A 24,376-nucleotide genomic window follows, 5' to 3' on the forward strand; every position below is an offset into this window, starting at 1 on the left:
TTGCATGGTGCCCCAGCACACACTCTGGGTTCAACCCGCTTGACCTGGTTCTTTATCGTTTCAGAGGGTTCGAGCTGGGGTTATTCTTCGGTGTTTTACCCCCGCTCGGATGTGTCGTGTGGTGCTGCGTCCGGCTCTAGGATGCCGCTGCGCAGGCGCGCCGACTCGCTGAGTAGTACGGCGGCTTCTCGCTCTGTTACTGCGTTGGCATCGCCGCCTCCGAGGTTGCGTTCGATCGGCCGCTCGTACAGTGCTGCTCCGCCGCGCATGGCCTCCTCTAGGCGGCGCAGCCCGGCGCGTTCACGCGCCTCGGCGGCCTTATGCCACGCTTGTGCGGCATCGTCGCCGCGCTCGCTGGCCACTGCCGCCACGAAGGCCTCCGGGTGGACGAGCGCGATGAGTGCTGAGACGTGCCCGAAGCCCAAAGAGGTCACGAGCCCTGCCTTGGGCGGAGTTCGCCGCAGATCCAGTGGCCTGCGCAGCCACACGAGGTGCTCGTGGCGGCGCAGTTGCGGATCAACGCAATCCAGGGAGCGATTCGGCGGGATGATGCCCTGGCGCAGCACCTGGCTCAGGCCCACGATCTGGAAGGCCGCGGCCCCACCTTTGGCGTGGCCGGTCAGTGACTTCTGGGACACCACGTACAGCGGGTTGCCTGCACTGCGCCCGAGGGCAGAGGCGATTCGTTCGTGCAGGTCGGACTCGTTAGGGTCGTTGGCTGTCGTGGACGTGTCGTGCTTGGACACCACGGCGATGTCATCCGGAGACACCCCCAGGTCCTTGAGACCACGGGCGAGGCGGGACTCGGAAGCGCCGCGCGCCGCCGAGAGCGCACCGATGCCCGGCGCGGGAATGGAGTTGTGCGCACCGTCGGCAAAAGATTCGGCAAAGCCCACCACGCCGAGGACCGGCAAGCCTAGGTCCGCGGCGAGGGTTCCACGCGCGAGCAGCAGCGTTCCGCCGCCCTCCGATTCAACAAATCCGCCGCGGCGGCGGTCATTCGGGCGGGAGAAGTAACGGTTCTCAATGCCCTGTGCGGCCAAGTGCGTGCTATCGGCGGTGGCGGCCATGTCGCCGAAACCTGTAATGCCCTCCACCGAGAGCGCGTCGATGCCACCGGCGACAACGAAGTCGGCCTTGTGCAGGCGCAGCTTATCGCAGGCTTCTTCCACCGACACCGCTGCCGTGGCGCAGGCGGCGACGGGGTGGACCATCTGGCCGTAGCCACCGACGTACGACTGCATGACATGCGCGGCAATGACGTTGGGCAGTGCCTCCTGAAGGATGTCATTCTGCCGCGGGTGGGCCAAGAGCTTATCGACGTACAGCGACCGCAACGCCTCTTGCCCTGCCATGCCGGTGCCCTGTGTGGAGCTCACCCGCGCCGGGTGAACGTGGGACAGCAACTCGGCTGGGCTAAACCCTGCAGAGAGGAAGGCGTCCACCGTGCACACGAGGTTCCACACGGCAAGGCGGTCGAGATTGTCCAGCATGTCGGCTGGGATGCCGTAGACCCCGGGGTCGAATCCTTCCGGGATCTGTCCACCCACTACGCGTGTCATGGCCACGCGGCGTGGCACGCGCACGGCGGAGCCCGCTGGCCGGGTGACCTGCCATTCGGTCTCACCGCCCGGAGTGGATTCCACGCGCTGAAGCGTGGCTCGCTCGCAGCTGTCCACGAAGGAGCGTGCGGTGGCTTCATCCTCAACGGTGAAGGTCAGCGGTTTCTCCAGGTAAATGGTGGTCAGCTCTGGGGCGAGGTTGTCCACCATGGGCAGGTGAGGTCCGAAACTGTCGTGGAAGCGCCGCACACCGATGCCGGCGAGGACCTCGTCGTGGAAGCGCTCATAAACTTCTTCCTCCGCGATGGACTCGCCCTCTGGCGTGATCCACGCCGCTGTCTTTTCATCCCACGTCACAAGTCCACAGGTCCACGCCAACTCCAGCACGCCGGCAGCGCTAAGTTCACCGCCGACTTCGACCTCATAGCGGGTGCGCGATGAGCCCAGCGGCCCCAGTTCGCCGGCGCCGACAATGACCACCATGTCTTCCAGGGATTGGGTGACCTCGCTGAAGTCGGGGTGGGTCCATTCCAGTGGCTTCAGCACGTGCGGTAGAGCCGTCACGGTGCGTGGTGTGGGCAGTTCGGTCCCGGACTCGGGGGCTGTGGAGGCACCGTGTGCCTCACGTGCCACCTCGGCCAGATTAAGGTCGGCACCCAACAGTCCGCCACTAAAGTCCATGGTTTGTGGCGCAGTGGCGGCCTCGATGAGCACCGATTCGTTGGCGGCGCCATCGACAAGGCGGATGGCCATCTCCTTCGCGGAAAATGTGGCCACGCCGCGGGCCTCGACCTGGGACACAAGAGAATCGTTGCCCGCCATCAGCCCGGTTCCGCGAACCCAGCCGATGAGCGCGTGGACCAGCGAGGTTCGAGCGCCCCATGAATCTTGCTCGGCATGCCAACGGTTGACCAGGGCGTGGAAAGCGGCCTTGGCCTCGCCATACGCGCCGTCGCCGCCGAAGCGCCCGTGGTTGGGTGAGCCGGGCAGCACCACGTGGAGGCGATGCCCCAGGTGGGTATCCGCGCCCACCGCGGACAGCCCCGCGATGAGCCGCTCCACGGACCACAGCAGCAGGCGCATCTGGGCCTCAGCCGCCGGCCCCGCATCGGCCACGGTTCCGCTGACGGGCGGTGCCGCAAAGGGAAAGAGTAGGTCGGGTATGAAGGCCGGTTTGCGCACCACGGTCTCGCCATTCACCGTGGCAGTCTCCTCCGCACCGATCCACTCCACAAACGCATCGATATCTGCAAAAGAGTTGAGGTTGGTTGGGACCACCCACAGCACGGCCGTGCCGACTCCACGCTTGCGGTAGAGGTCTTTAAAGAATTCAACGCGCTGCGGGGTGAGTTGCGAGGTCGTCGCAATGACAGTGGCGCCCTCGACGAGGAGCTCGGAGATAATCTCCGCACCAATCGAGCCCGGCGAACCTCCCGTCACCACAGCCACCTGACCGGAGTGGAGCAGGAACTCGCCTGGCACCGCGGCGTCCGCGGCCTGGCGTCGATAGCCCAGATAAGCTGCCATACGCTCGACCTCCGCACCGGCGCCGAGAACATCGAGGCGTGGTTCCTCGACTCCAGCTGCGGCAGCCTGGACAAGGTCTTCGCGGGCGTAGGCCCAGTAGTCGTCGAAAAGCACTGCCTTCGTAGCGTCAAAGGCAGGGGCCACGCGCTGTTCCCAGTCGGGTCCCAGCTCCGCTTCGATAAGGCCGGCACGGTTGTCGGTGTCCGTCGTATTCTTCATCGACGCGGCCGCGTCGTCGCGAGCGCCACACCCCAGGGCGTCGAGCAGCGAGCGCGCAGAATCCTCGAGTGCGGTTTCCAACCGCTGCGCATACTCCGTCAGCGCCACCGGGTCCACGTTCGCTTCCGCGGTGGCCCGCGCGCGCTTCGTCACTGTCACCCCGGCGCGGGTGGTGACGGCGGTCAGGGAGGCGTCGATAAGCTCGTCGAGCTCACGCACAGTCGACACCTCCGCGCGCGGCAGGGTGGCCAGGTCCCCGCCACGCAGGGAGGCACCCTCGCGGCTGGCCAGCACGAGCTCCGCTACGACGCGGTCAGCCCAGCCAGGGCCTAGGCCCCACTCGGTGTGAACGCGCTCGGCGATGTACCCCGGCTTCTTCCCCGCCGGGCCCGTCAGGCGGCGCACCGCCTGCCCCACCTGCGCGGCGAGTACGGGACCAAAAGAGTCATAGCGAGGCGCGCGCTGCGCCACTGTCTCCGCAAGCTCACGCAGTGGTCTATCCGCCGCGCCCTCGATGGCGCCGATCCCGAATTCCACGCCCAAGTCCAGCAGCAGCTGGTTGCGGCGGGAGGACACGCCCTCCACGAGGGCCTCGATCGTGTCGCTAGCCTCCATCTGGTCGGGACGGACCTTGGTCCACAGGGCGATGAGCATCTCCACGGCAACCTGCGGGTTCAGCGCGCGGTCTGGCACCTCTGTGTGCGGCTCGTCGGGGACAGCGGCCACCGCCGGTTCCGGCGTGGGGTCTGCCACGTGTTCCGTGAGGTCTTCCACAGCTTCTTCAGCAGTGCGCTCCGGCGCGGGCTGCGCGTCCTCGGCGAAGACGCGGGCGTGGTCGCGCTCAGTGTTGAGCACCTCAACCTCACTGCCCGCGTAGTCAGACAGGCCTAGTGTGTGGCCCATCATGTTAGCTACGGTCGGTGCGGCACCCACGCCAACCTCGATGAAACGCTCGATGCCCAGTCCCGCTACGCCTGCTTCTGTCATGGAACCGCGTGGGGTAAGCAGAAGGTCTTGGGTTTCAATCCACCGCACTGGGGAGGCGAATTGCCAGGCCAGAAGCTCAATGAGGAGCGTGCGCCCGAGCTCCTTCGGGTTCGCTGCAGCCCTTGCGAAATCCTCAACAAGTGCCGTGATCCGCTCAGATTCCACCACGTCCGCTATGGCCTCTACGAACTCACGATCCAGAGAAAAGGGCCTGGCCACGAGGTTCGGCACGTAACGGCCCACCAGCACCGAGAGGTCAATGTCCCGTGGAATGAGCTCCTCTAAATGCGAGCGGAAGTCCTCTACCCCACCACGCAAAAGGGAGGAATGGAAGGGCACGTCAACGCCTGGAATGGGCACGAAGGCGCGCTGGCCAGGAGCCCAGTACTCGGCATTCTCATCGATGGCCTCGAGGCCGTCGATGGTCCCCGCAATCGCGTACTGGCGCCCCTGGACGTTGTAGTTGACCACCTCGAGGAACTCCCCGGTGACCTCGCTTGTCTCGGCAACGTAGTCCGCAACCTCATCCGCACGCATCCCCATCTTGTGCGGTCGGAGCGCTCCCAGGCCGTAGCGGGACTCGCCGTCAGCATCGCGTTCGACGAAACGGTGCATGGTCAGCCCACGGACATAGACAATCTCCAGAACCGCCTCAAGGGAGAGGACCTCCGCATACGCGGCCAGGGCGTTGTACTCGCCCACGGAATGTCCGCCGAAGGATGCCGTGGTGTCGAGGACCCCTGCTTCCTTCAGGGCGGCGATCTGGGCGCAGCCCAACGTAGCCATGGCGACCTGGGTGAACTGGGTCAGGAACAGCACACCATTCGGATGGTGATAGGTAGTGCCACCCACCACAACGTTGTCCGGGTTGATGCGCACGATCGCCAGGATGGAAAAGCCAAGGTGTTCTCTCGTGTACGCATCCGCACGGTCCCACACCGCGCGCGCAGCCAGTGACTGTCCGTAGTCCGCCATGCCCATCCCCGGGGATTGGATGCCCTGGCCGGGGAAGGCATAAAACGTGCGCGGAGTGCTCATTGTGGCGCGGGCCTCGAGCACCACCACACCATTGCACGTTGCGGTGACAGCGCGGATTTCGCCGTGATCGCCGCGCTTGTCGACGCCCACCCGTTCCACCCCAAACTCCACCTCACTGCCGGGCAGGACTGGGGCCAGCATCGATGCAGACCACTCCAGGACCTGTGTGCCATCACAGGCCGCGGCCGCCTGAGCTAGGGCCGAGGTCCACATGCCGTGCACGATAGGGCCGTCCTTCAGGCCTGCCAACGCCGCGGCATTCGCGGAGAGGTGAATAGGGTTATGGTCCCCCGTCACCGCGGCGAAGGGGCGCAGAGATTCCGGCGCGGTCACGGTGCGTTGGTGAAGGAAGGACCGTGGGGTTTCGCGTATCCCTTCCGACGCTGCGCCTGAATCACGGAACTCGTCCATACTCGCGGTCCCAGTGCGCCCAGCAATCAGGAAGCGCTCGCGTAGCGTTGCTATGTCCCCCACGCTCACCGCAACGTCGATGACTCGACCCGAGGGCGTATCACTTACCGCGACCAGGTCGGCGGTGATGGTCACCTCCAGCGGCGTGGAACCCGGTGCGGCCGTGGCCGCAAGACGCTCGGTGGCATCCTTACCAAGCATCAGTGAGTGTTCGAGGTGGACCAGGTTGAGCAGACCCTCGACTACTGGCTCAGCCTTCGCATCGTTAGTGATGCGGGCATCCGCGATGACAGCGAAGATCGCTGGCCAGGCCATTCCTACGAGGACGTCTGGCGCGGCTGACTCCGCGGCCGCCATACCAGCACTATCCGAGCTCGTCACGGAGACGTAGTCAGCCATGTCCGCTGCATCGAGGCGGGCCTCCACCGAGGCACGACCGTCCTTGACTTCCGGCAGTGTGCCACCGGCCGCTGCACGGGCAAGCTCACGCATAGCAGAAGCGGCATCCTCGGTGCTCACGGAAGGCGAGGCGCCCGGAATACTCGGTGCCATGATGCGCACGCGCAGCACAGCGTCACCCTCCTGCGTCGAGCCAGCGCCCACGGGCACGGTGTACCAGAAGTCCGCAGAGCCCTCACCGATGGGAACAGTTGCACCGCTCGGGCGAAGAGTCACGCCGGGTAGGTCAAGGAGCAGCGGATTTACTTTTTCGCGGCCAGCCCAGTTCAGGGTAGGTGCGCGGCGGATGAGAGTCTCAGCGCTCGGTGCAGACTCGCGTGCGTCCGGTACTTCCTGGGGAAGGCGGTCTGCGGCGGCCTGCTCGAAGCGAGCCAACAGCTCAACCACCGGCTCGTTGGCGCGCTCAATACCCGCAACAGCGGCTGGGCCGGGGATGATGCAGACCTGGTCGGCGTCATAGTGCTCGTCGTGGGCCTGCCACAAGGAGTCGAGGCGGAAGCGGCGGCGCACGGAGGAATCGATAACCGGCACAAAGCTCGGCGGTTTCCCCGGACCATCGAGCAGGGTGATGAACCAGGCGGCATCGGTGGGATGAAGCGCGGCGTCCCCGTAGAGCTTTATGAGCGAAGCGATGGCGTCTGTGGGGTGAGAACGATCCACGCTCACCTGAAGTTCTATCTCACCGTGATCGGCCTCGTGCAGACGAGCTTCGCTGCGCGCGACCATGTCCTTAAAGCGATTAAACCATGACTCGTCGACCCACCCGTCGAGGAAAGACAGCTCCACATAGCGGTGCAGCCACTGGGAGTACGACATCGCGGCGAGGTCGCCGAAGTAGGGTTTGCACGTCGCCGCCAGCGCAGCGATGATCTCCTCACGACGGGCAGCAACGTGCGCCTCGTCGCCGGCGACCTCATCGAGCAGCCTGCCCGCGCGGGCGAAGGAATTGTCCAGCTCATGAATGCTCGCATCCAGATCTGACCGTCCGGACGTGACGTCCTTGTCCGTGGCGGCGGCGAGAGCCTGCTTGACTGACTCCGACGCGGTGGACTCCGCGGTGGCCATAGCGGCGGTGCCAACCATGATGGCATCAACAGGTGCTGCGGGCAGGCCAAAGCGCCGTGACCACTCGCCGGTGAGGTACTCCGCGCCGCGCGCCGGGGTTCCGATGCCACCGCCGACGGCGAGCAGCACGTTAGGCTGCTGGCGAATGTCGGCGTACGCGGCCACAAGCAACTCATCGAGTTCCTCGGTGGAGTGGTGTCCGCCGGCGCTACCGCCTTCGAGCTGAAGGATGAGTGTGGTGGACACCTCGCGCGCAATCGCGAGCACCTGCTTGACCTGCTCGACGGTGCCAGGTTTAAAGGCTATCCACGGGAAGTTTTCTGCTTGCAGGCGCTCTACCAGCGCAAGGGCCTCCTCGTGCGGCGGGATACCAGCGGAAATGACCACGCCGTTGAGCGGCGCACCTGCGGCTCGGGCGCGGGGGATGGCACGCTGCCCCTCAATCTGGCGGCGCCACTGCGCAGCAGACAGATACAGGGCGTTGAACTGTGCATTCACGCCCGGCGCGAGCATCTCTGCGAGGTTATCCAGGTTCTGCGCCAGGATCTCATCGGTGTGTTGGCCGCCGCCGGCGAGCTCTGCCCAGTGTCCTGCGTTGGCGGCCGCGGCAACGATGGTCGGATCTACAGTGGTGGGCGTCATGCCGGGCAACATGACCGGGGAATAGCCCGTCACGTCGGTGAAGCGCGTGGTGAGGCGCCCTTCCACCAGACGTGGTGCACAATCAGACCAGGCGGCAGGCAGCGCGGGCGCGTGGCCGGGCTCAAACAGCTGCGCTTGCCCCTCTGTGGTAGCTGCGGCCACCGTGCCCACTCCCCGGCCAGCGACGATGCCTCGTGTTAAAGGCTCAACGCCGCGAGCGGGACCCATCTCCAGAATCCAGCACGCGCCGGCGGCGACAGCCTCAGTGACACGGGCAGGCCAGTCCACGGTGTCCGTGAGCACCGCGCGGGCCAGCTCACTCACGAGTTCAGACTCGAGGCCGATGCGCGCTGCCCAGCGCTCCACCTGTTCCACGGCCTCCCCCATCGCCGGATGATGGAAGGCGGCGTCAACGTCCAGGTCCGTCAGACTCACATGTTCGCCGTCGATAGTTCGGCGCACGCGAGCAAGCTCGGCTGGTGTTCCCACGATGACGAAGCGCTCGTGGCCGTTGATAAGGCCGATGTGGGCGCCGGCTGCCCGAAGTTGTTCCTCCGAGGCACCCGACACCGCCACCATGGGTGAGCCCTGGTCGGTGCGGACGAGTCCGTGGATTCGGGCAGTCCTGGTCATAGCAGCGCCAATGAGGCGGGCCAAGGCCAAGGCCTCAACTGGGCTTACCCGGCCAGCGGCGACGGCGGCAGCCACAACGCCTTGGGAGTGCCCGATGCTCGCCACGGCGACGTCAGTGTTGAGCCCCTGTGCGCGCACGGACTCGAGGACCGAGAGCTGGGCCGTCACAATGCCCGGCGTGGACACAGCTGGCGCGGATAGCCTGAACGCAGGCTGGGCATCCGCCCACTCCAGCGGCGAGAAACCGTGGGGGGTGGTAGGCAGGAGCGCGCCGACAAGCGGGGCGAGAAGCTCCTCGGCCGCATCCAGGTATCGGGCAAGCTGCGGCCGCACACCTGTGGCTAGGGCCTCACGGAGGGTGGGCAGCCACGCATAGCCCTGCCCGGAGAAGGACAGCGCGCAAGGCTCCACGTCTAAACACGCGACAAGGGGTGCGGTGTTCATGGGATGGGTCACCGGCGCTACTCCCCCAGGGCACGCGCAACGAGCTGCACGGCCGCATCGAGGGAAGGCTGGGTCTGGGGCTCAGGCAGGCCGCAAAAGACCTGGCAGGCGTGGTCCGGAACGACCTCGGCCGAGCGGGACAAACCACGCTCGGAGAGGTACTCATCAAAGAACATGTCGATACTCATACCGACATCAGATTCTACCCATTACGATCGATGCGTTATGGCCTCTCGCACCCCTTTCATCCTCGCAGCTCTCCTCAACGTTCTCGTTGCTGCCTTGGTGCTTGTTGGCCTCATGTTTCCTACCTCCAGCTCCCAGCCAGACGCTGCCCCGAACACAGCTCAGGAGAGCCCCTCTGCGTCCGCGAACGTACAGGATGAGCAGACGGAAGCCGCAGCTGAGGTAGCTGCGGCGCTTGCCACGTTGGACTCCCTCGAGGTCAAGGGCCGTGCGCCGATGACCGGTTATGAGCGCGAGGAATTCGGACAGGCCTGGTCCGATGATGTCACCGTAGAGTTTGGCCACAATGGCTGCGATACCCGCAATGACATTCTGCGCCGCGACTTGGACAACCTCGTGATCAAGGACGGCACGCATGACTGCGTGGCGTTATCGGGGACCCTCCAGGATCCCTACTCTGGCCAGACCATCGACTTCCAGCGCGGGGCTGACACGTCGAGTGCGGTGCAGATTGACCACGTTGTCGCGCTTGCCGACGCCTGGCAGAAAGGCGCCCAACAATGGTCACCCGAGCAGCGCCGAAACTTTGCCAACGATCCCCGCAACCTCCTTGCCGTCGATGGCCCCCTCAACCAGCAGAAAGGCGCCGGTGACGCCGCCACGTGGCTGCCACCCAACAAAGCTTTTCGCTGCCAGTATGCGCAGCGCATCGTTGAGGTGAAGGCAGCCTACGACATCTGGGTGACCGACGCCGAGCAGGAGGCGCTGCGCCGGCAGCTGCTTGCCTGCTAAAGGGGGTTACCCCCATCCCACCCCGCATATTATTCACCTACAGCTCATACACAGAACCCCCTCAGTTGCCCCACAAACCACGTGCATGGCGTGTGAATCGAGCCTCCGCGCGCGAGCATCTATAGATCTTTCCATATCTAATAAATGCAGCGTCCAGAGCTAGGCAGTCACCCCCTCATGAAAGAAAATTAATCGTTATTTCTTCCACGCCTCACATTTCTTTTAATATGTGACACAGCACCTAGGCTGAGGTCTAGGTCACATTAGTAATGCGCGTGCGCTACTGCTCTCATTGAGACACGCTTGCCGAATCAACTCCCTGCGAAGGAACCGTGATGTTCAAGTACATCATCAAGAAGACCGCCAGCTGGCTGGTTGTCATCTTCCTCGCGACTAACATCGCGTACCTCCTAGCCGCAACCTTTCTCGACCCCAGATCAAACTACATTGGCCGCAACCCTCCGCTCGGCCAGGAAGAGATAAGTCGCATCCTCACTCCCCTCGGGCTTAACCCCGAAACCCCACTTTTGGAACGCTGGTGGGGCTGGCTCTCCGGCATCCTCTTCCATTGGGACTGGGGAACATCTCCGCTTGGTGACCCGGTCAGCGCGCAGATTGGCCACCGCGCTCTGGTCTCCGCCCAGCTTCTGCTTGTCGCTACGGTTCTGTCCGTCATCATCGGAGTCGGTCTCGGCGTTTACACCGCCTCCCGCCAGTACAAAGCAGCAGACCGCTTCTGGCAGGGTGTCTCTATCATCACGATGAACACCCACGTCGTCGTGGCCTCGATTCTGGTCGTCGCCGGAGGCCTCTGGATTAACCGCGTCACCGGTCACCGCGTTGTGTATGTCACCGGCGCATCGAGCTTGGGCGTGGAAGGCTTCTTCCCCAGGCTGCTGGATATGGCGCAGCACCTCATTCTGCCGTCCATCTCACTCATCATCATCAGCTACGCCGGCTATCACATGATGCAACGCACCCTGCTCTTGGATAACTTGAATGCTGACTACGTGCGCACCGCCCGCGCCAAAGGTCTTACCCGTTCCCAGGCTATTCGCAAACACGCCCTGCGCACCTCCATCATCCCGGTAGCAACCTCCGTGGCCTTCTCCGTTCCCGGTATCTTCACCGGCGCCATCATGACGGAAACCATCTTCGCGTGGAAGGGCATGGGCCAATACTTCATCGAAACCATCAACCGCAATGACGTCAACGGCACCACCGCCGTCGCCGCTTTCGGCGCCGTCATGATTGCCTTCTCCGCAATCCTGGCTGACCTCGTCGTTGTAGCCCTCGACCCGCGAGTAAGGGTGAGTTAAATGACTCCAGAGAAGAAATCCACCTCCCCGCGCTCCGAGGCGCGCCAACCGCAGCGTTACCACCGCAACGACTTGGCAATCGATACCGCCGCGGACAACCTGGGCGTGCGTCCGCATGCCGCCACCGCAGACTATTCGCCGTCCACCGAACCCAGCGCCCAATCGGCACTTGGTGCCGGCGTCGACGTCGACGATGCGCAGCGCAAGCAATACACCAGCAAAGACTTCAGCGGAACCTCAAAGCTCACGCTGTACACGCGCCGCTTTTTCCGCAACAAGGCGGCAGCTGTCGGTCTCGTTATCTTCGTGCTGCTCGCCCTGCTGTCAATCTTCGGCAGCTACCTGACGCCCTGGGCATTCGACGATCCGGACTTCTTCAATTTGTCCACAGGTCCATCTTCCGAGCACTGGTTCGGTACCACGGACTCCGGAAATGACCTGTTTGCCCAGACCGTGCACGGACTTGGCCGCTCACTGATCATCGCGCTCATTGTGTCGCTGGTGTCCACCCTGCTCTCCGCCTTCATCGGTGCAGCGGCGGCAATGTATGGCGGCGCAGTGGAAAAGGTCATCTTGGCCGTTATCCACTTCTTGCTGGCCATCCCGACCTTCCTGTTGATCGCCTTGGTTGTCTCCGACTCCGGTGGTGACTGGAAGCTGCTCATTGTCGTCCTCATCGTCTTCGGCTGGATGTACCCGGCGCGTGTTATCTGGGCCATGGCGCTCAGCGTGCGCGAAAACGATTATGTGCGTGCTGCGGATTACATGGGCGTTTCTCGCTTCCGCACCATTTTCCGCCACGTCGTGCCCAACATCGGCTCGCTGCTCATCATCCAGGCAGCCTTGGGCGTGGTGTCCACCATCATGTCAGAAACCGCACTGTCCTTCCTGGGCTTGGGCGTCAAGCTTCCCGACGTCTCCCTAGGCACCCTCCTTGCCGGTGGCGCCAATGCCGTCGAGGCTTCGCCCTGGCTCTTCTACTTCCCTGCCGGCATCCTCACTCTGCTCACCGTCTCCATGGCGTTCATCGCCGACGGTCTGCGCGATGCCATTGACCCCAACTCGAACTCCGGAGGCCGAGCATGACCCCGTCACACACCGCAAACGCCGTCCCGATCGGAAGCAGCGGCGAATCCTTCCCAGCCGCCGAACCGGTCCTGTCCGTCCGCAACCTCTCCGTCACCTTCCCGTCGGAAGCCGGCTCCGTTCACGCAGTGCGTGGCGTCGACTTCGACCTCATGCCAGGACGCACCTTGGCCATCGTGGGTGAATCCGGCTCCGGTAAGTCCGTCACCTCCCTTGCCGTCATGGGCCTGCTTCCGGGCTACGCCAAGGTGGAAGGCTCCGTGGTCTATGCAGGCACCGAGCTCATCGGCAAGTCGGACAAGGAGATGTCACAAATCCGCGGCAAAGACATCTCTATGATCTTCCAAGACCCACTGTCTTCCCTCACCCCGGTGTTCTCCATCGGCGACCAGCTCATCGAGGCCATCCAAACCCACCGCGATGTGTCGAAGCGCGAGGCAGAAAAGGAAGCCATCCGTTTGCTCAAGCTCGTGGGCATCCCAGAGGCTGAAAAACGTGTGAAGTCCTTCCCACACGAATTCTCCGGCGGCATGCGCCAGCGCGTGGTCATCGCCATCGCCATGGCCAACAACCCGCGCGTCATCATCGCCGACGAGCCCACCACAGCCCTCGACGTCACCATCCAGGCCCAGATCCTCGAGGTACTCAAGGTGGCGCAGCGCGAAACCGGTGCTGCTGTCATCATGATTACCCACGACATGGGAGTGGTGGCCGGCACTGCCGACGACGTCCTCGTCATGTACGCCGGCCGCCCGGTGGAGCTGGGCGATGTCGATACCATTTTCAACCGCCCCAAAATGCCCTACACCGTAGGCCTTCTCGGCTCCACCCCGCGCGTGGACAAGGCCACCGATGAGCCGCTCACGCCCATCGCCGGCACCCCGCCGCGCCTTATCGAGGTCGCTGCGGAGTGCCCCTTCGCCGACCGCTGCCCGGTGGCCCAGCCAGAGTGCCGCACTCAGGAACCCGAGCTGCGCGCGCTTGACGACGCCCCCGGCCACCACGCCGCCTGCCTTCGTTCCGACGAGATAGAAGGCGGCACCATCGGCGGCGAGCGCATGTACCCGCTGCCGAAGATTTCCGCCGATGCATTGGGGGATACTCCGTACGACCAGCGCCCCATCACCCTCGAGGTGAAGAACTTGGTCAAGGACTTCCCCCTCATCAAAGGTGCCATCCTCAAACGCCGCGTGGGCACCGTCCATGCGGTGAAGAACGTCAGCTTCGATGTTCACCAAGGCGAGTGCTTCGCCATCGTGGGCGAGTCTGGCTCCGGCAAGACCACCACCCTCCTGGAAATCATGGATCTCAACCCACCGGAGGGCTCCACCATCGTGGTCAACGGCACCAACACGTCGGGCCTAAGCTCCTCCGCACGGCGCAAGCTGCGCAAAGACATACAGATCGTGTTCCAGGATCCGATGAGCTCGCTCAATCCTCGCATGACCATCCGGGAGATCATCGCCGAGCCACTGGAGTCGCTGGGCTATGAGGGGGACGTCGGCCAGCGCGTGGGTGAGCTCATGCAACTCGTGGGCCTCGAAGCACACCAAGTGGACCGTTTCCCCGGCGCCTTCTCCGGCGGCCAGCGCCAGCGCATCGGACTTGCCCGTGCCCTAGCCACCAATCCCTCCATCGTGGTGCTCGACGAACCTGTCTCCGCACTCGATGTGTCCATTCAGGCCGGCATCATCAACCTGCTGCATGACCTGAAGAACCGCCTGGGCATCTCCCTGGTGTTCGTTGCCCACGACCTATCCGTCGTACGCCACCTCTCCGACAAGGTCGCGGTGATGTACAAGGGCGACTTCGTGGAATACGGCCCCACCGATGAGGTCTTCGATAACCCGCAACACGCTTACACCCGCGCGCTGCTTTCGGCCATTCCGGTGCCGGACCCAGCCGTGGAACGTGACCGGGTGCGCGAGATCTATCAACCCGCCGAACCCGCTGAAACCTCGGCCTAAAGACTTACAACTAAATACTCCCCGTCTCCATGTTTCCTCTTGAAAGGTCATTGATATGAACATGAAGCTCCGCAAGGCAACTCTCGCGGCGGTCACCGCCTCCGCCCTCATCCTCACCGGCTGCGCCTCCGATGGTGGCTCCGATAGCTCCAAGGACTCCAGCAACTCCGCCTCCGGCGAAAAGCTCGACGTCAAGCTGGACGGTTCCTACAACCCCAAGGACCGCTCCGAGCTCAAAGAAGGCGGCGAGCTACGCCTAGCTATCGACGAGATCTCCCAGCAGCAAAACCCCTTCCAGGCCGACGGAACCCGCTACACCAGTGACGTCTGGAAGTACTACAACCCGCAGATCGGCCTCTTCGACGGCGCGGGTGAATTCCACGTCAACAATGACTACATCACGGATGTTAAGGACGAGGAGAAGGACGGTAAGACCGTCGTCACCTTCACCATCCACGAGAAGGCTCAGTACAACGACGGCACCCCCATTGACTGGAAGGCCTTCGAAAACACCTGGAAGTTCAACAACGGTGAGAACAAGGAGGCTAACGTCTCCTCCACCGATGGCTACGAGCTCATCGAGTCCGTGGAGCCGGGCGAGAACGACAAGCAGGCCGTCATCACCTTCAAGCAGACTTACCCCTGGTGGCAGGGCCTCTTCAACATCCTGCTCCCACCGCAGGTGGATTCCACGGAGAAGTTCAACGAAGCCTACCTGGGCAAGGTTCACCCCGAGTGGGGTGCAGGACCCTTCAAAGTGGACAATGTGGACTTCCAGAGCGGTACCGCGACCTTCGTCCCGAACGAGAAGTGGTGGGGGGACAAGCCTTTCCTGGAGAAGGTGACCTACCGCCAGATGGAAGATCAGGCCTCCATTAACGCGTTCAAGGCCGGCGAGATCGACGCTACCGGTGTGGGCAACAAGGAGCGCTTGGCTGCGGTCAAGGACATGCAAGACATTGAGATCCGCACGGCCATGGCGCCGTCTAAGTCTCTCTTCACGCTCAATGCCAAGAACGAGATCCTCTCTGATATCAAGGTCCGCGAGGCCATCATGTCCGGTATCGACCGCTCGACGTTGTCCGGTATCCGTTTCAACGGCCTCAACGGCTACACCGAAGACCTCCCCGGTTCCTTCAACCTGTACCAAACCCAGAAGGGCTACGAGGATAATGTGGGAGCCGTCATCAAGTTCGACGCCGACAAGGCCAAGTCCCTCCTCGATGAAGCAGGCTGGAAGGAAGGCAGCGACGGCATCCGCGAGAAGGACGGCACGAAGCTGTCCATGCGCTATACCCTGATCGGTGACTCCTCCATCTCCAAGGCTATAGCTACCGCTACCCAGAAGATGATGAAGGATATCGGCGTGGACCTGAAGGTAGAGGAGCGCCCGTCCTCCGACTTCTCCGAGATCACCTCGAAGTATGACTTCGACATCCTGCCCATGGGCTTCTCCTCGGGCGACCCCTTCGGTGTGGCCTACTTTGGCCAGGTCTATCGCTCCGGCTCCCAGCTGAACCGCTCCGGTACCGGTACCCCGGAATTGGACAAGAAGATCGATGCGCTGTCCCAGATTGCTGACCCGGATGAGCAGATCAAGGAATCCAACAAGCTGGAAAAGGAAGCTTTGGCCCAGTACGGCATCATTCCGATCTACAACGGCCCCGCCATGGTGGCCACCCACCCGGACATCGCCAACTTTGGAGCGAACTCCTTCGCCATCATCGAGGTGGAAAACATCGGCTACACCAAGTAGCTAACAGCTGAATACGCGTCATGTAAGGCATAAGAAGAGGGCCTTCCCAATTCCTGGGAAGGCCCTCTTCGTGGTGTCTAGGCGGCTTAGTTGCCCTTGTTGAGCTGGTTGCGCAGTTGATCAAAGTAATCGCGTGCGCTCTGCGGCTGCGCAGTGCCCTGCGGCGGAGGCGGGAAGCCCGGCAACTGGCCAAAGCCCTGCTGAGCGCCCCTTACCTTCTCTTGAGCCTGCTGCTGTGCACGCTTGGCCTGCTCCATCATCTCGGCGTCGCGGCTAGCGCGCTCATCGCGCTCACGGCGCTCCTTCTCCTCGCGGCGACGACGTGCTGCCGCGGTTTCTTCACGGCTGTGCTTAGCCTCGCCCGCCGGAACGGTAGGCTTCGGGGCGGAGTTAATGGCGTTGGTGGACAACAGCGTATCGCGCATGCCGCTGAAGAGATCCTGCATACCAGCAGGGTTTGACGGCATGTAGAGCACGTTCGTGTGGGCGCGGTCAGCCACGTCCACCATGGCGTCAAGGTACTGAGAGACCAGCATGAGTGTCTCCGGGTTCTCCTCGACACCAGCGGCACGCAGCAGCTCATACTGCTGAGCAATACCCTCGACGATCTCCTTACGTTGGTCAGCCACACCGCGACCCTGCAGCTTCTTGGCCTCGGCCGCACCTTCGGCTTCCTTGACTACGCGGATCTTCTCAGCCTCCGCCTGAGCCACGGCAGCCTCACGTTCACGTTGCGCGGCGTTAATAGAGTTCATGGACTCGCGCACGCGGGCATCCGGGCGGATATCGGTGACCAGGGTATTGACGAAGTTCCAGCCGTAGGCGGCCATGTTATCCCGCAGGGACATCGCCACGTTGCGCGCGATGGTGTCCTTGGACGAGAAGGAGTCATCCAGGTTCATGTTCGCAACGGAGGAACGGACGTTGTCCTGGACATAGGCCACAATCTGCTGTTCATGGTTGGACAACGTGTAGAAGGCCTGGCGTTCAGCGCCCTGAACAACCTCGTATTGGACGGCGACCGGAATCTGGACGAAGACGTTATCCTTCGTCTTGGTCTCCACCATGACGTCAAGCTGGCGGATTTGCAGGCTGATCTTTGCGCGGACGCGGTCAACATACGGCACTTTGAGGTGCAGACCAGCGTGGGCAACGTTGACAAACTTACCCATACGCTCGATGATGGCGGCTTCCTTCGTACGAACGATAAAAAAGCCGTCAAAGACGGTGGCAGCGATGATCAACAGGATCACGCCAATGACAATCAAAGGTCCCATGAACTAGCCTTTCTAGGATCACTTCACTTTCCGCAACTATTTTGCCACAGCGTGATGCCCGCCACGAGGCCATGCGGATCACTCCCCAAGAATCGTTGCCAAGTAGTAATACGCTCCGCCCCGAGCATGCTCTAGCGCTCGTCCGCCAAGCGAAACAACTCGCCGAGAATTCCCGCGCCATCTTCGCTGATTCCGTTGTGCTGGAAGCGGTTGGTCACCATCGGGCGGAGGTCACGAAAAGTGTGACCCGTAGCGAGAGAATCCTCGAAGGGGACGAAGATATCGTCGAGGTAGATGGCGGCAGCGGCGATGAGAGGGGCGTCGGAAAGCACAGCGGCGTCATACGGTGGGCTCGTCCACTCGTGGGCAGCGAGCTCCCCGGCCGCCTGTTTGAATGGGCGCAGCGCTGGGTCCTCATCGAACTGCCAGGGAAAGACATGCTCACCGGTGAGGTAGGTGCCGTCCTCGGCGAACTCGGGGAATTCCTCACGCATGCGATGCGCCGCCCACCCTGTGACGGACTGGCCACCGACGCCGCCGTAGATGGACTCATGAATCGCCGCGTACAACGGCCCGGCCTGGAAGCTCACCCTCTGCCCCACGTCCAGAAGAAAGTCCGAACGCAGGCGCTTCTCCCCGCCCACGGTCCGGAAAGGATCCTCCAGCAGGTAGCCCAGCGCATCGAACCCGGCACCACGGCCCAGCTCAATGCCGATGGTGCGGAAACGGCGGGAGGACAGACGCTCGCCCGTGGGCAAGAACTCCTCGGAGTTATCCAGGTGATGGATGATCTCCTCGATGCGCTCCTGCGCCCACGGGAACTGCGCAGTAAAACGGTCGTGGCGCACCTTGAGCTTAGAAAACGTCGTGCGGTAGAGCTCGTCCGCGCCCTTGGTGAGGGTGGGAAGGCCACCGGTGAGGAAGGCCCGGCCGATAGACTCCGGGAACATCGAAGCATAGGCCGTGATGATGAAGCCTCCGAAGGACTGGCCGAAGAGATCCCAGCGCTCCTCCCCGAGGTGCTCGCGGAGACGTTCAGCATCACGCACGATGTTGTCCTGGCGCAGTTGGGCCAAGCGTGTGGCGGTGCGGTCCTCAGCAGGACTCAACTCATCAATCCGGTGGCTGCGTCCAGTACCGCGCTGGTCCATGAGGATCCAGCGGTAGCGCTCAAGGCCCTTCCCGATGAGCCCGGTGGCACCCGTTGGCCGCGGAGACGGGAAACCCGGCCCTCCCTGGTTATAGAGCAGTGCCGGGTAATGCTCACCGCCCGGCGGGACAATCTCGCGAGCATAGAGCTCGAAGGAACCCGCAGTGGGGTCCGTGTAGTCCCATGGGACGATGAGGGTGTGTTCCTTGATGGTGTGGCCGAAGCGTTTCATGCTTCTAGTAGACCACGAAACCCTCCTCGCGGAATGCATCGCGGATCTTCTCGACGTCTTCCGGTTTCGGCGGCTTGGTGTCCTCGAGTGTGTATGGGTAACCCAGCTCGCGCCACTTGTCCGCGCCCATGTTGTGGAAAGGCAGGACCTCGACGCGCTCGACGTTGCTCTTCCACCGGGAGACAATCTTGACCACGTTGGCCACGTTCTCCGGGGAATCAGTCAAGTCGGGCACCACCACGAAACGGATCCACACTGGCTTGCCAATGGCATTGAGGCGGTCACCGAAGTCGATGGTCGGCTGCAGCTCGCGGCGAGTGACCTCTTTATAGGTCTCCTCGTCACCCGCCTTCACATCCAAAAGCACCAGATCGATGTTGTCCATGTCCTCATCGCGCACACGTGAGCCTAGGTATCCCGACGTGTCAATCGTCGTGTGAATACCGGCGTCATGGACCTCTTTGAGCAGGCGCCGGGTGAAAGCGATTTGGAACAGCGCCTCGCCACCCGACAAAGTCAGTCCGCCGCCGGAGGCATTGAAGACAGGCTTATAACGCTTAATGCGCTTCACCACATCGTCGATGCGCTCCAGGGTGCCGACCTTCATCTCCATCGTGTCCGGGTTGTGGCAGTACTGGCAGCGCAGCGGGCAGCCCGACATGAACATGGTCATGCGGGTTCCAGGGCCGTCAACGGCGGTCACCAACTCCCAGGAGTGGACGAGGGCGATGTCGCCAGAGCGGCGTGCCTGCATCAACTCTGGGCGGGTGATGTCGTCGAGGTTATTATCTGTGCCCAAACCGGCGGCGGCGCCGCGCACCTTGTCTCCCTCTTCAGGGGAAAGGTGGACGACGCCGGTAATGCCATCTGCCATTTAGGAGCCCTGGTGGAAGGTACGGGAGATGACGTCGAGCTGCTGCTCGCGAGTCAGCTTGACGAAGTTGACTGCGTAGCCGGATACGCGAACGGTGAGGTTCGGGTACTTCTCCGGGTGCTCAACGGCGTCCTCCAGGGTGGACTTGTCCAGCACGTTGATGTTGGCGTGGTAGAGGCCCGAGTCCATGTTGTTGGCGCTGCGGTTGGCCTTCATGGTGGCGAGGCGCTCGTCGAAAGTTGGGGTAGCCATGATGTGTTCTCCTTTGGGAAGTGGTGTGAAAAAGGTTTACTTGGAATCCATGATGAAGCCGGCGTCGAGGACACCCACCAGGTTGGTGATGCGCTCCTCAGGCGTGCGGCCCAGACCGGACGGGGTGATGGTGTTCGTCAGCGAGATGCCGTCGAGCGCATCCTTGTAGTCCAGCTTGCCCACGGACAGCATGGACGCAACCATGCCGTGGTTGTCTGCACCGTTCTCCGGGTTTGCGCCCGGGGCGAACGGAGTACCTGCCTGGTGGCCAGACGGGAAGGAACCGGTGGCCTTGCCGTAGACCACGTTGGAGGTAATGGTCAGCACGGACTGGGTCGGGATGGCGTTGCGGTACATCGGGATGGCCTTAATCTTTGCCATCACCGTGTGGACGATGGTGGCGGCGATGTCATCAGCGCGGTCATCGTCGTTTCCGTAGAACGGGAAGTCACCTTCCGTCTTGTAGTCCACGATAAGTCCGGTCTCATCACGGACCGGGTATACCTTGGCGTACTTGATGGCGGAGAGGGAGTCAGCCACGATGGACAGACCGGCGATACCGCAGCCCATGGAGCGCACGATGTCAGAATCGTGCAGCGCCATCTCGACAGCCTCGTAGGCGTACTTGTCGTGGCAGTAGTGGATGATGTTGAGGGCCTCGACGTAGGTTCCGACAACCCAGTCCAGCATCTCCTCGTACTTCTGCCAGACCTCATCGAAGTCGAGCGGGCCATCACCCTGGATAGCCTCGTAGCCATCTACAACCTGCTTGCCGCTGACCTCATCGCGGCCACCGTTGATGGCGTAGAGCAGGGCCTTGGCGGCGTTCACGCGAGCGCCGAAGAACTGCATTTGCTTACCGACGGCCATCGGGGACACGCAGCACGCAATCGCCGCGTCGTCGCCCCACTGCTCACGAATCTGCTTATCAGACTCGTACTGGATGGACGAGGTCTCAATGGAAATGTGGGCACAGAATTCCTTGTAGCCCTCCGGAAGCTGCGGATCCCAGAAGATGGTGATGTTCGGCTCCGGGGACGGGCCAAGGTTGACCAAAGTCTGCAGGAGACGGAAGGAGGTCTTGGTGACCATGTGGCGGCCATCGCTGCCGAAGCCAGCATCGGTCCAGGTTGCCCAGTATGGGTCGCCGGAGAAGATCTGGTCGTAGTCCTCGGTACGCAGGAAGCGCACGATGCGCAGCTTGAGCACCAGCTGGTCGATGATCTCCTGGGCATCTTCCTCAGTAATGATGCCAGCGGCAAGGTCACGCTCGAAGTAAACGTCGAAGAAGGCGGAGAGGCGGCCGATGGACATCGCGGCGCCGTCCTGGGACTTGATGGAAGCCAGGTAGCCAAAGTAGGTCCACTGCACTGCCTCGTGAGCGGTCTTCGCCGGCTTGGAGATGTCAAAGCCATAGGACTCAGCCATCTTCTTGAGCTTCTTCAGGGCCTTGATCTGCTCGGAGTGCTCCTCACGGTAGCGAGCCCAGTGCTCGGAGAATCCAACATCGCCCACTGCATGCTTGGATGCTTCCTTCTCAGCGATGAGGTAGTCCACACCGTAGAGGGCCACACGGCGGTAGTCACCAATAATGCGGCCGCGGCCATAAGCATCCGGCAGACCAGTGATGATGTGGGAGGAACGAGCAGCGCGGATGCGTGGGGTGTAAATATCGAAGACGGCGTCGTTGTGAGTCTTGCGGTAGCGGGTGAAGATCTTCTCCACATCCGGGTCGACTTCCTTGCCAGCCTCGAAAATGGCCTGCTTGACCATGCGCCAGCCGCCGTACGGCATCATGGCGCGCTTGAGCGGGCTATCAGTCTGCAGACCGACGATGACGTTGTCATCCTCACAGATGTAGCCAGCTGGGAAGGCATCGATGTCCGTCGGGGTATGGGTGTCCACGTCGAAGATGCGCTTCTGACGCTCAACGGACAGGTAATTTTCCTCCAGATGGTCCCAGACGCGCTTGGTCTTCTCGGTCGGACCGGCGAGGAAGGAAGCATCTCCGTCGTACGGGGTGTAGTTGCGCTGGATGAAGTCGCGGACATCGATTCCCTCGGTCCACGGGCCTTCTTCAAAGCCCTTCCAACCCTCAAACTGCACGGATTGCTCAGTTGCGGTGGTCACTATAATGACTCCCTTCGTAGTTCACACGACGTGTTGAAATCTGTCGCAGAAGGGCTACGGGTGACGCCAGCTCACGGGTAAATCGATCAACACGTTCGTCACCGAACCCCTCTCTGTAGCCCATAGTAGGGGCAAAGCCGGGATAGCTCATATCTCGCTTTTTATGTTCCAGATCACTAACGCTTGTCGTTTCGAGCACCCCACTGGTCATCGCTGTCAAAAGAAACGACCGTACTATTTGCACCGGGGGTAAATCACCCCCTGACGTGGCGTTTAACACACGTTTCTGGCTCGATCTTGGTGCGTGTCTGTGCCGCGCTCTATTGTTATGCGCAGTATCTTCATCTCGCCCTCCCCCAAGGAGATCCCTAGCGTGTCCGACACCGCCGCCACCGCCAGCCCAACCACTGTTCCAGTGCATCCCGTGGATGCCGTTCCACCGGCTCCCAAGCTGGCCGCGCTCGGCCTCCAGCACGTCCTAGCCTTCTACGCCGGCGCTGTCATTGTGCCGCTGCTCATCGCCGGCTCCCTCGGCCTGGATGAAGCGACGACCATTCACCTCATCAACGCGGACCTGTTGACCTGTGGTCTGGCGACGTTGATCCAAGCGGTGGGCGTCGGCAAGCACATTGGCGTTCGCTTGCCCATCATCCAGGGCGTGACCACCACCGCGGTGAGCCCCATCATCGCCATCGGCATGAGCGCGGGTGAGCAGCCTCTGCCCACCATTTACGGCGCGATTATTGCCGCCGGTATCTTCACATTCCTCGCCGCACCGGTTTTCGGACGCGTCCTCAAATACTTTCCGCCGATCGTCACCGGCACCGTGCTGCTCGTGATGGGTACGTCCCTGCTTGCGGTCTCAGCCAATGACTTCATCAATTACGCCGAGGGGGTTCCTGCCTCACGCGATCTTCTGTATGGCTTCGGCACGCTCGCCATCATCATTATCGTCCAACGCTTCTTCCGTGGCTTCCTGGGAACGCTGTCAGTACTGCTGGGGCTGGTGATCGGTACCGGCGTGGCCCTCGCGTTGGGTGACACGTCCTTCGACGGCGTTCGTGAGGCCGATGCCATCGGCGTGACCACGCCCTTCTACTTCGGTATGCCGAAGTTCGACATCATTGCCATTCTTTCCCTCATCATCGTCATGATCATCACGATGGTGGAGACCACCGGTGATGTTTTTGCCACCGGTGAGATTGTGAAAAAGCGAATCAAACGTGACGATGTTGTCCGTGCGATTCGCGCCGACGGCCTCTCCACCACCCTCGGCGGTGTGATGAACTCCTTCCCCTACACCTGCTTCGCGCAAAACGTCGGCCTCGTGCGCCTCACCGGCGTGAAGTCACGCTGGGTTGCCGCCTCGGCCGCAGGCTTCATGATTGTGCTGGGCCTGCTCCCCAAGGCTGCGGCCATCGTCGCCGCTATCCCCTCCCCCGTTCTAGGCGGTGCTTCCCTGGCACTCTTCGCCAACGTCGCGTGGGCCGGCCTGCAGACCATTGCGAAGGAAGACATTGCTGACGGACGCAACGCCGCCATCGTCACCACTGCACTGGGGCTGGCTATGCTCGTCACCTTTAAGCCCGACGTGGCTGAGGCCTTCCCGGAGTGGGCGCGCATCTTCGTCTCCTCCGGCATGTCCATCGGTGCAATCACCGCCATTCTGCTCAACCTACTGTTCTTCCACATCGGCACGCAGTCTGGTGACGACATCAGCCGCATCGACGGCGCCGGTGTCTCACTCAAGGAACTCAACGCGATGGAGCGCGAGGACTTTGTCGGTGCGCTACGCCCGCTCTTTAACAATGAGACCTGGCCGCTCGAAGCAGCGTGGGAATCCCGTCCCTTCGCCGATGTCAGCCAGTTGCGGGAAGCCATTCAGGTCGCCGTGCTCACCGCGTCGCGCGAGCAGCGCCGCACCCTTATCCACGACTACCCCGCAATGGATGAACTGCTCTTGGCCGATGCCGACACCGCAGCAACCATCTCCGCCGACCGCGGCTCACTAGCCCTTGATGACCTCGATGACGTGCAGACGCAGCAGCTTATCGACGTCTCCCAGGCCTACCGCGAACGCTTCGACATGCCCTTCGTTGCCTACCTGGACACCAACGATTCCGCAGACCGAGTCATCGACGAAGGTGTACGCCGCCTTGCCAACTCTGATGAGTTGGAGCAGCGTGTCGTCCTGAGCGAAATCATCGAAATTGCCAATGACCGCTTCGACATCCTGCTTGCCGACGCCAACCCGGTGCGCGCCTACTGGGACCGCAAGTTCACCGAGGTCGAATGAACATAGTTCATTCGACGACAAGCAGGTCATTCGACGACAAGCAGGTCATTCGACGACAAGCGGGTCATTCGA

Annotated in this window: 11 protein-coding genes and 1 pseudogene; 6 read left to right on the forward strand and 6 right to left on the reverse strand. The window is 62.4% G+C overall.

Features of this window, described 5'->3' with window-relative positions; all coding sequences use genetic code 11:
- Positions 1-95 precede the first annotated feature (95 nt).
- Positions 96-8,987, reverse strand: a complete 8,892-nt coding sequence (locus tag CSING_RS10460) for a type I polyketide synthase (RefSeq protein ID WP_042532075.1) — start codon at positions 8,985-8,987, stop codon at positions 96-98.
- A 17-nt stretch (positions 8,988-9,004) separates the two neighbouring features.
- Entirely contained in the window at positions 9,005-9,175 is a 171-nt protein-coding gene (locus tag CSING_RS13750) for a hypothetical protein (RefSeq protein WP_158407810.1), read from the reverse strand.
- A gap of 37 nt (positions 9,176-9,212) precedes the next feature.
- On the opposite strand from CSING_RS13750, the gene CSING_RS10465 reads away from it, so the two are divergent.
- From CSING_RS10465 to CSING_RS10485, 5 genes are all read left to right on the forward strand, one after another.
- Positions 9,213-9,965, forward strand: a complete 753-nt coding sequence (locus CSING_RS10465) for an HNH endonuclease family protein (protein WP_042532077.1) — start codon at positions 9,213-9,215, stop codon at positions 9,963-9,965.
- Positions 9,966-10,300: 335 nt separating this feature from the next.
- Positions 10,301-11,284 (forward strand): ABC transporter permease, encoded by a 984-nt coding sequence (locus tag CSING_RS10470; RefSeq protein ID WP_042532080.1) that lies wholly within the window; start codon positions 10,301-10,303, stop codon positions 11,282-11,284.
- The gene (locus tag CSING_RS10475) at positions 11,285-12,370 is read left to right on the forward strand and encodes an ABC transporter permease (protein WP_042532082.1); all 1,086 of its coding nucleotides are present in this window, start codon (positions 11,285-11,287) and stop codon (positions 12,368-12,370) included.
- Positions 12,367-14,337, forward strand: a complete 1,971-nt coding sequence (locus CSING_RS10480) for an ABC transporter ATP-binding protein (protein WP_042532084.1) — start codon at positions 12,367-12,369, stop codon at positions 14,335-14,337. Before CSING_RS10475 ends, CSING_RS10480 begins: the two co-directional genes overlap by 4 nt.
- Positions 14,338-14,392: 55 nt before the next feature.
- Positions 14,393-16,093 carry an ABC transporter family substrate-binding protein gene (locus CSING_RS10485; protein ID WP_042532086.1) on the forward strand — a complete coding sequence of 567 codons (1,701 nt, stop codon included), beginning with the start codon at positions 14,393-14,395 and terminating at the stop codon, positions 16,091-16,093.
- Positions 16,094-16,179: 86 nt separating this feature from the next.
- Here the strand turns inward: CSING_RS10485 and CSING_RS10490 are convergent, their stop codons facing one another.
- From CSING_RS10490 to pflB, 4 genes and pseudogenes are all read right to left on the reverse strand, one after another.
- Positions 16,180-17,370, reverse strand: a complete 1,191-nt coding sequence (locus tag CSING_RS10490; RefSeq protein WP_042532088.1) for an SPFH domain-containing protein — start codon at positions 17,368-17,370, stop codon at positions 16,180-16,182.
- 131 nt (positions 17,371-17,501) lie between these two features.
- Positions 17,502-18,752: an alpha/beta fold hydrolase gene (locus tag CSING_RS10495; RefSeq protein ID WP_042532090.1), complete on the reverse strand. Its 1,251-nt coding sequence runs from the start codon at positions 18,750-18,752 to the stop codon at positions 17,502-17,504.
- Between the two features lie 4 nt (positions 18,753-18,756).
- Complete coding sequence (pflA, locus tag CSING_RS10500; RefSeq protein WP_042532092.1) at positions 18,757-19,626, reverse strand: pyruvate formate-lyase-activating protein; 870 nt, start codon at positions 19,624-19,626, stop codon at positions 18,757-18,759.
- Positions 19,627-22,008: pseudogene (gene pflB / locus CSING_RS10510) on the reverse strand (formate C-acetyltransferase).
- Positions 22,009-22,336: 328 nt separating this feature from the next.
- Between pflB and CSING_RS10515 the strand changes: the two are divergent.
- The gene (locus tag CSING_RS10515) at positions 22,337-24,304 is read left to right on the forward strand and encodes a solute carrier family 23 protein (protein ID WP_407637954.1); all 1,968 of its coding nucleotides are present in this window, start codon (positions 22,337-22,339) and stop codon (positions 24,302-24,304) included.
- The last annotated feature ends 72 nt before the right edge of the window (positions 24,305-24,376 follow it).

Origin of the sequence: Corynebacterium singulare, assembly GCF_000833575.1 — a bacterium.
GTDB classification, from domain to species: Bacteria; Actinomycetota; Actinomycetes; order Mycobacteriales; family Mycobacteriaceae; genus Corynebacterium; species Corynebacterium singulare.

Coding starts and splice junctions, on each gene's coding strand:
- CSING_RS10490 (WP_042532088.1), bottom strand. CDS start 17,370: ATGGGACCTTTGATTGTCATTGGCGTGATCCTGTTGATCATCGCTGCC.
- pflA (WP_042532092.1), bottom strand. CDS start 19,626: ATGGCAGATGGCATTACCGGCGTCGTCCACCTTTCCCCTGAAGAGGGA.
- CSING_RS13750 (WP_158407810.1), bottom strand. CDS start 9,175: ATGAGTATCGACATGTTCTTTGATGAGTACCTCTCCGAGCGTGGTTTG.
- CSING_RS10475 (WP_042532082.1), top strand. CDS start 11,285: ATGACTCCAGAGAAGAAATCCACCTCCCCGCGCTCCGAGGCGCGCCAA.
- CSING_RS10460 (WP_042532075.1), bottom strand. CDS start 8,987: ATGAACACCGCACCCCTTGTCGCGTGTTTAGACGTGGAGCCTTGCGCG.
- CSING_RS10480 (WP_042532084.1), top strand. CDS start 12,367: ATGACCCCGTCACACACCGCAAACGCCGTCCCGATCGGAAGCAGCGGC.
- CSING_RS10515 (WP_407637954.1), top strand. CDS start 22,337: ATGCGCAGTATCTTCATCTCGCCCTCCCCCAAGGAGATCCCTAGCGTG.
- CSING_RS10470 (WP_042532080.1), top strand. CDS start 10,301: ATGTTCAAGTACATCATCAAGAAGACCGCCAGCTGGCTGGTTGTCATC.
- CSING_RS10465 (WP_042532077.1), top strand. CDS start 9,213: ATGGCCTCTCGCACCCCTTTCATCCTCGCAGCTCTCCTCAACGTTCTC.
- CSING_RS10485 (WP_042532086.1), top strand. CDS start 14,393: ATGAACATGAAGCTCCGCAAGGCAACTCTCGCGGCGGTCACCGCCTCC.
- CSING_RS10495 (WP_042532090.1), bottom strand. CDS start 18,752: ATGAAACGCTTCGGCCACACCATCAAGGAACACACCCTCATCGTCCCA.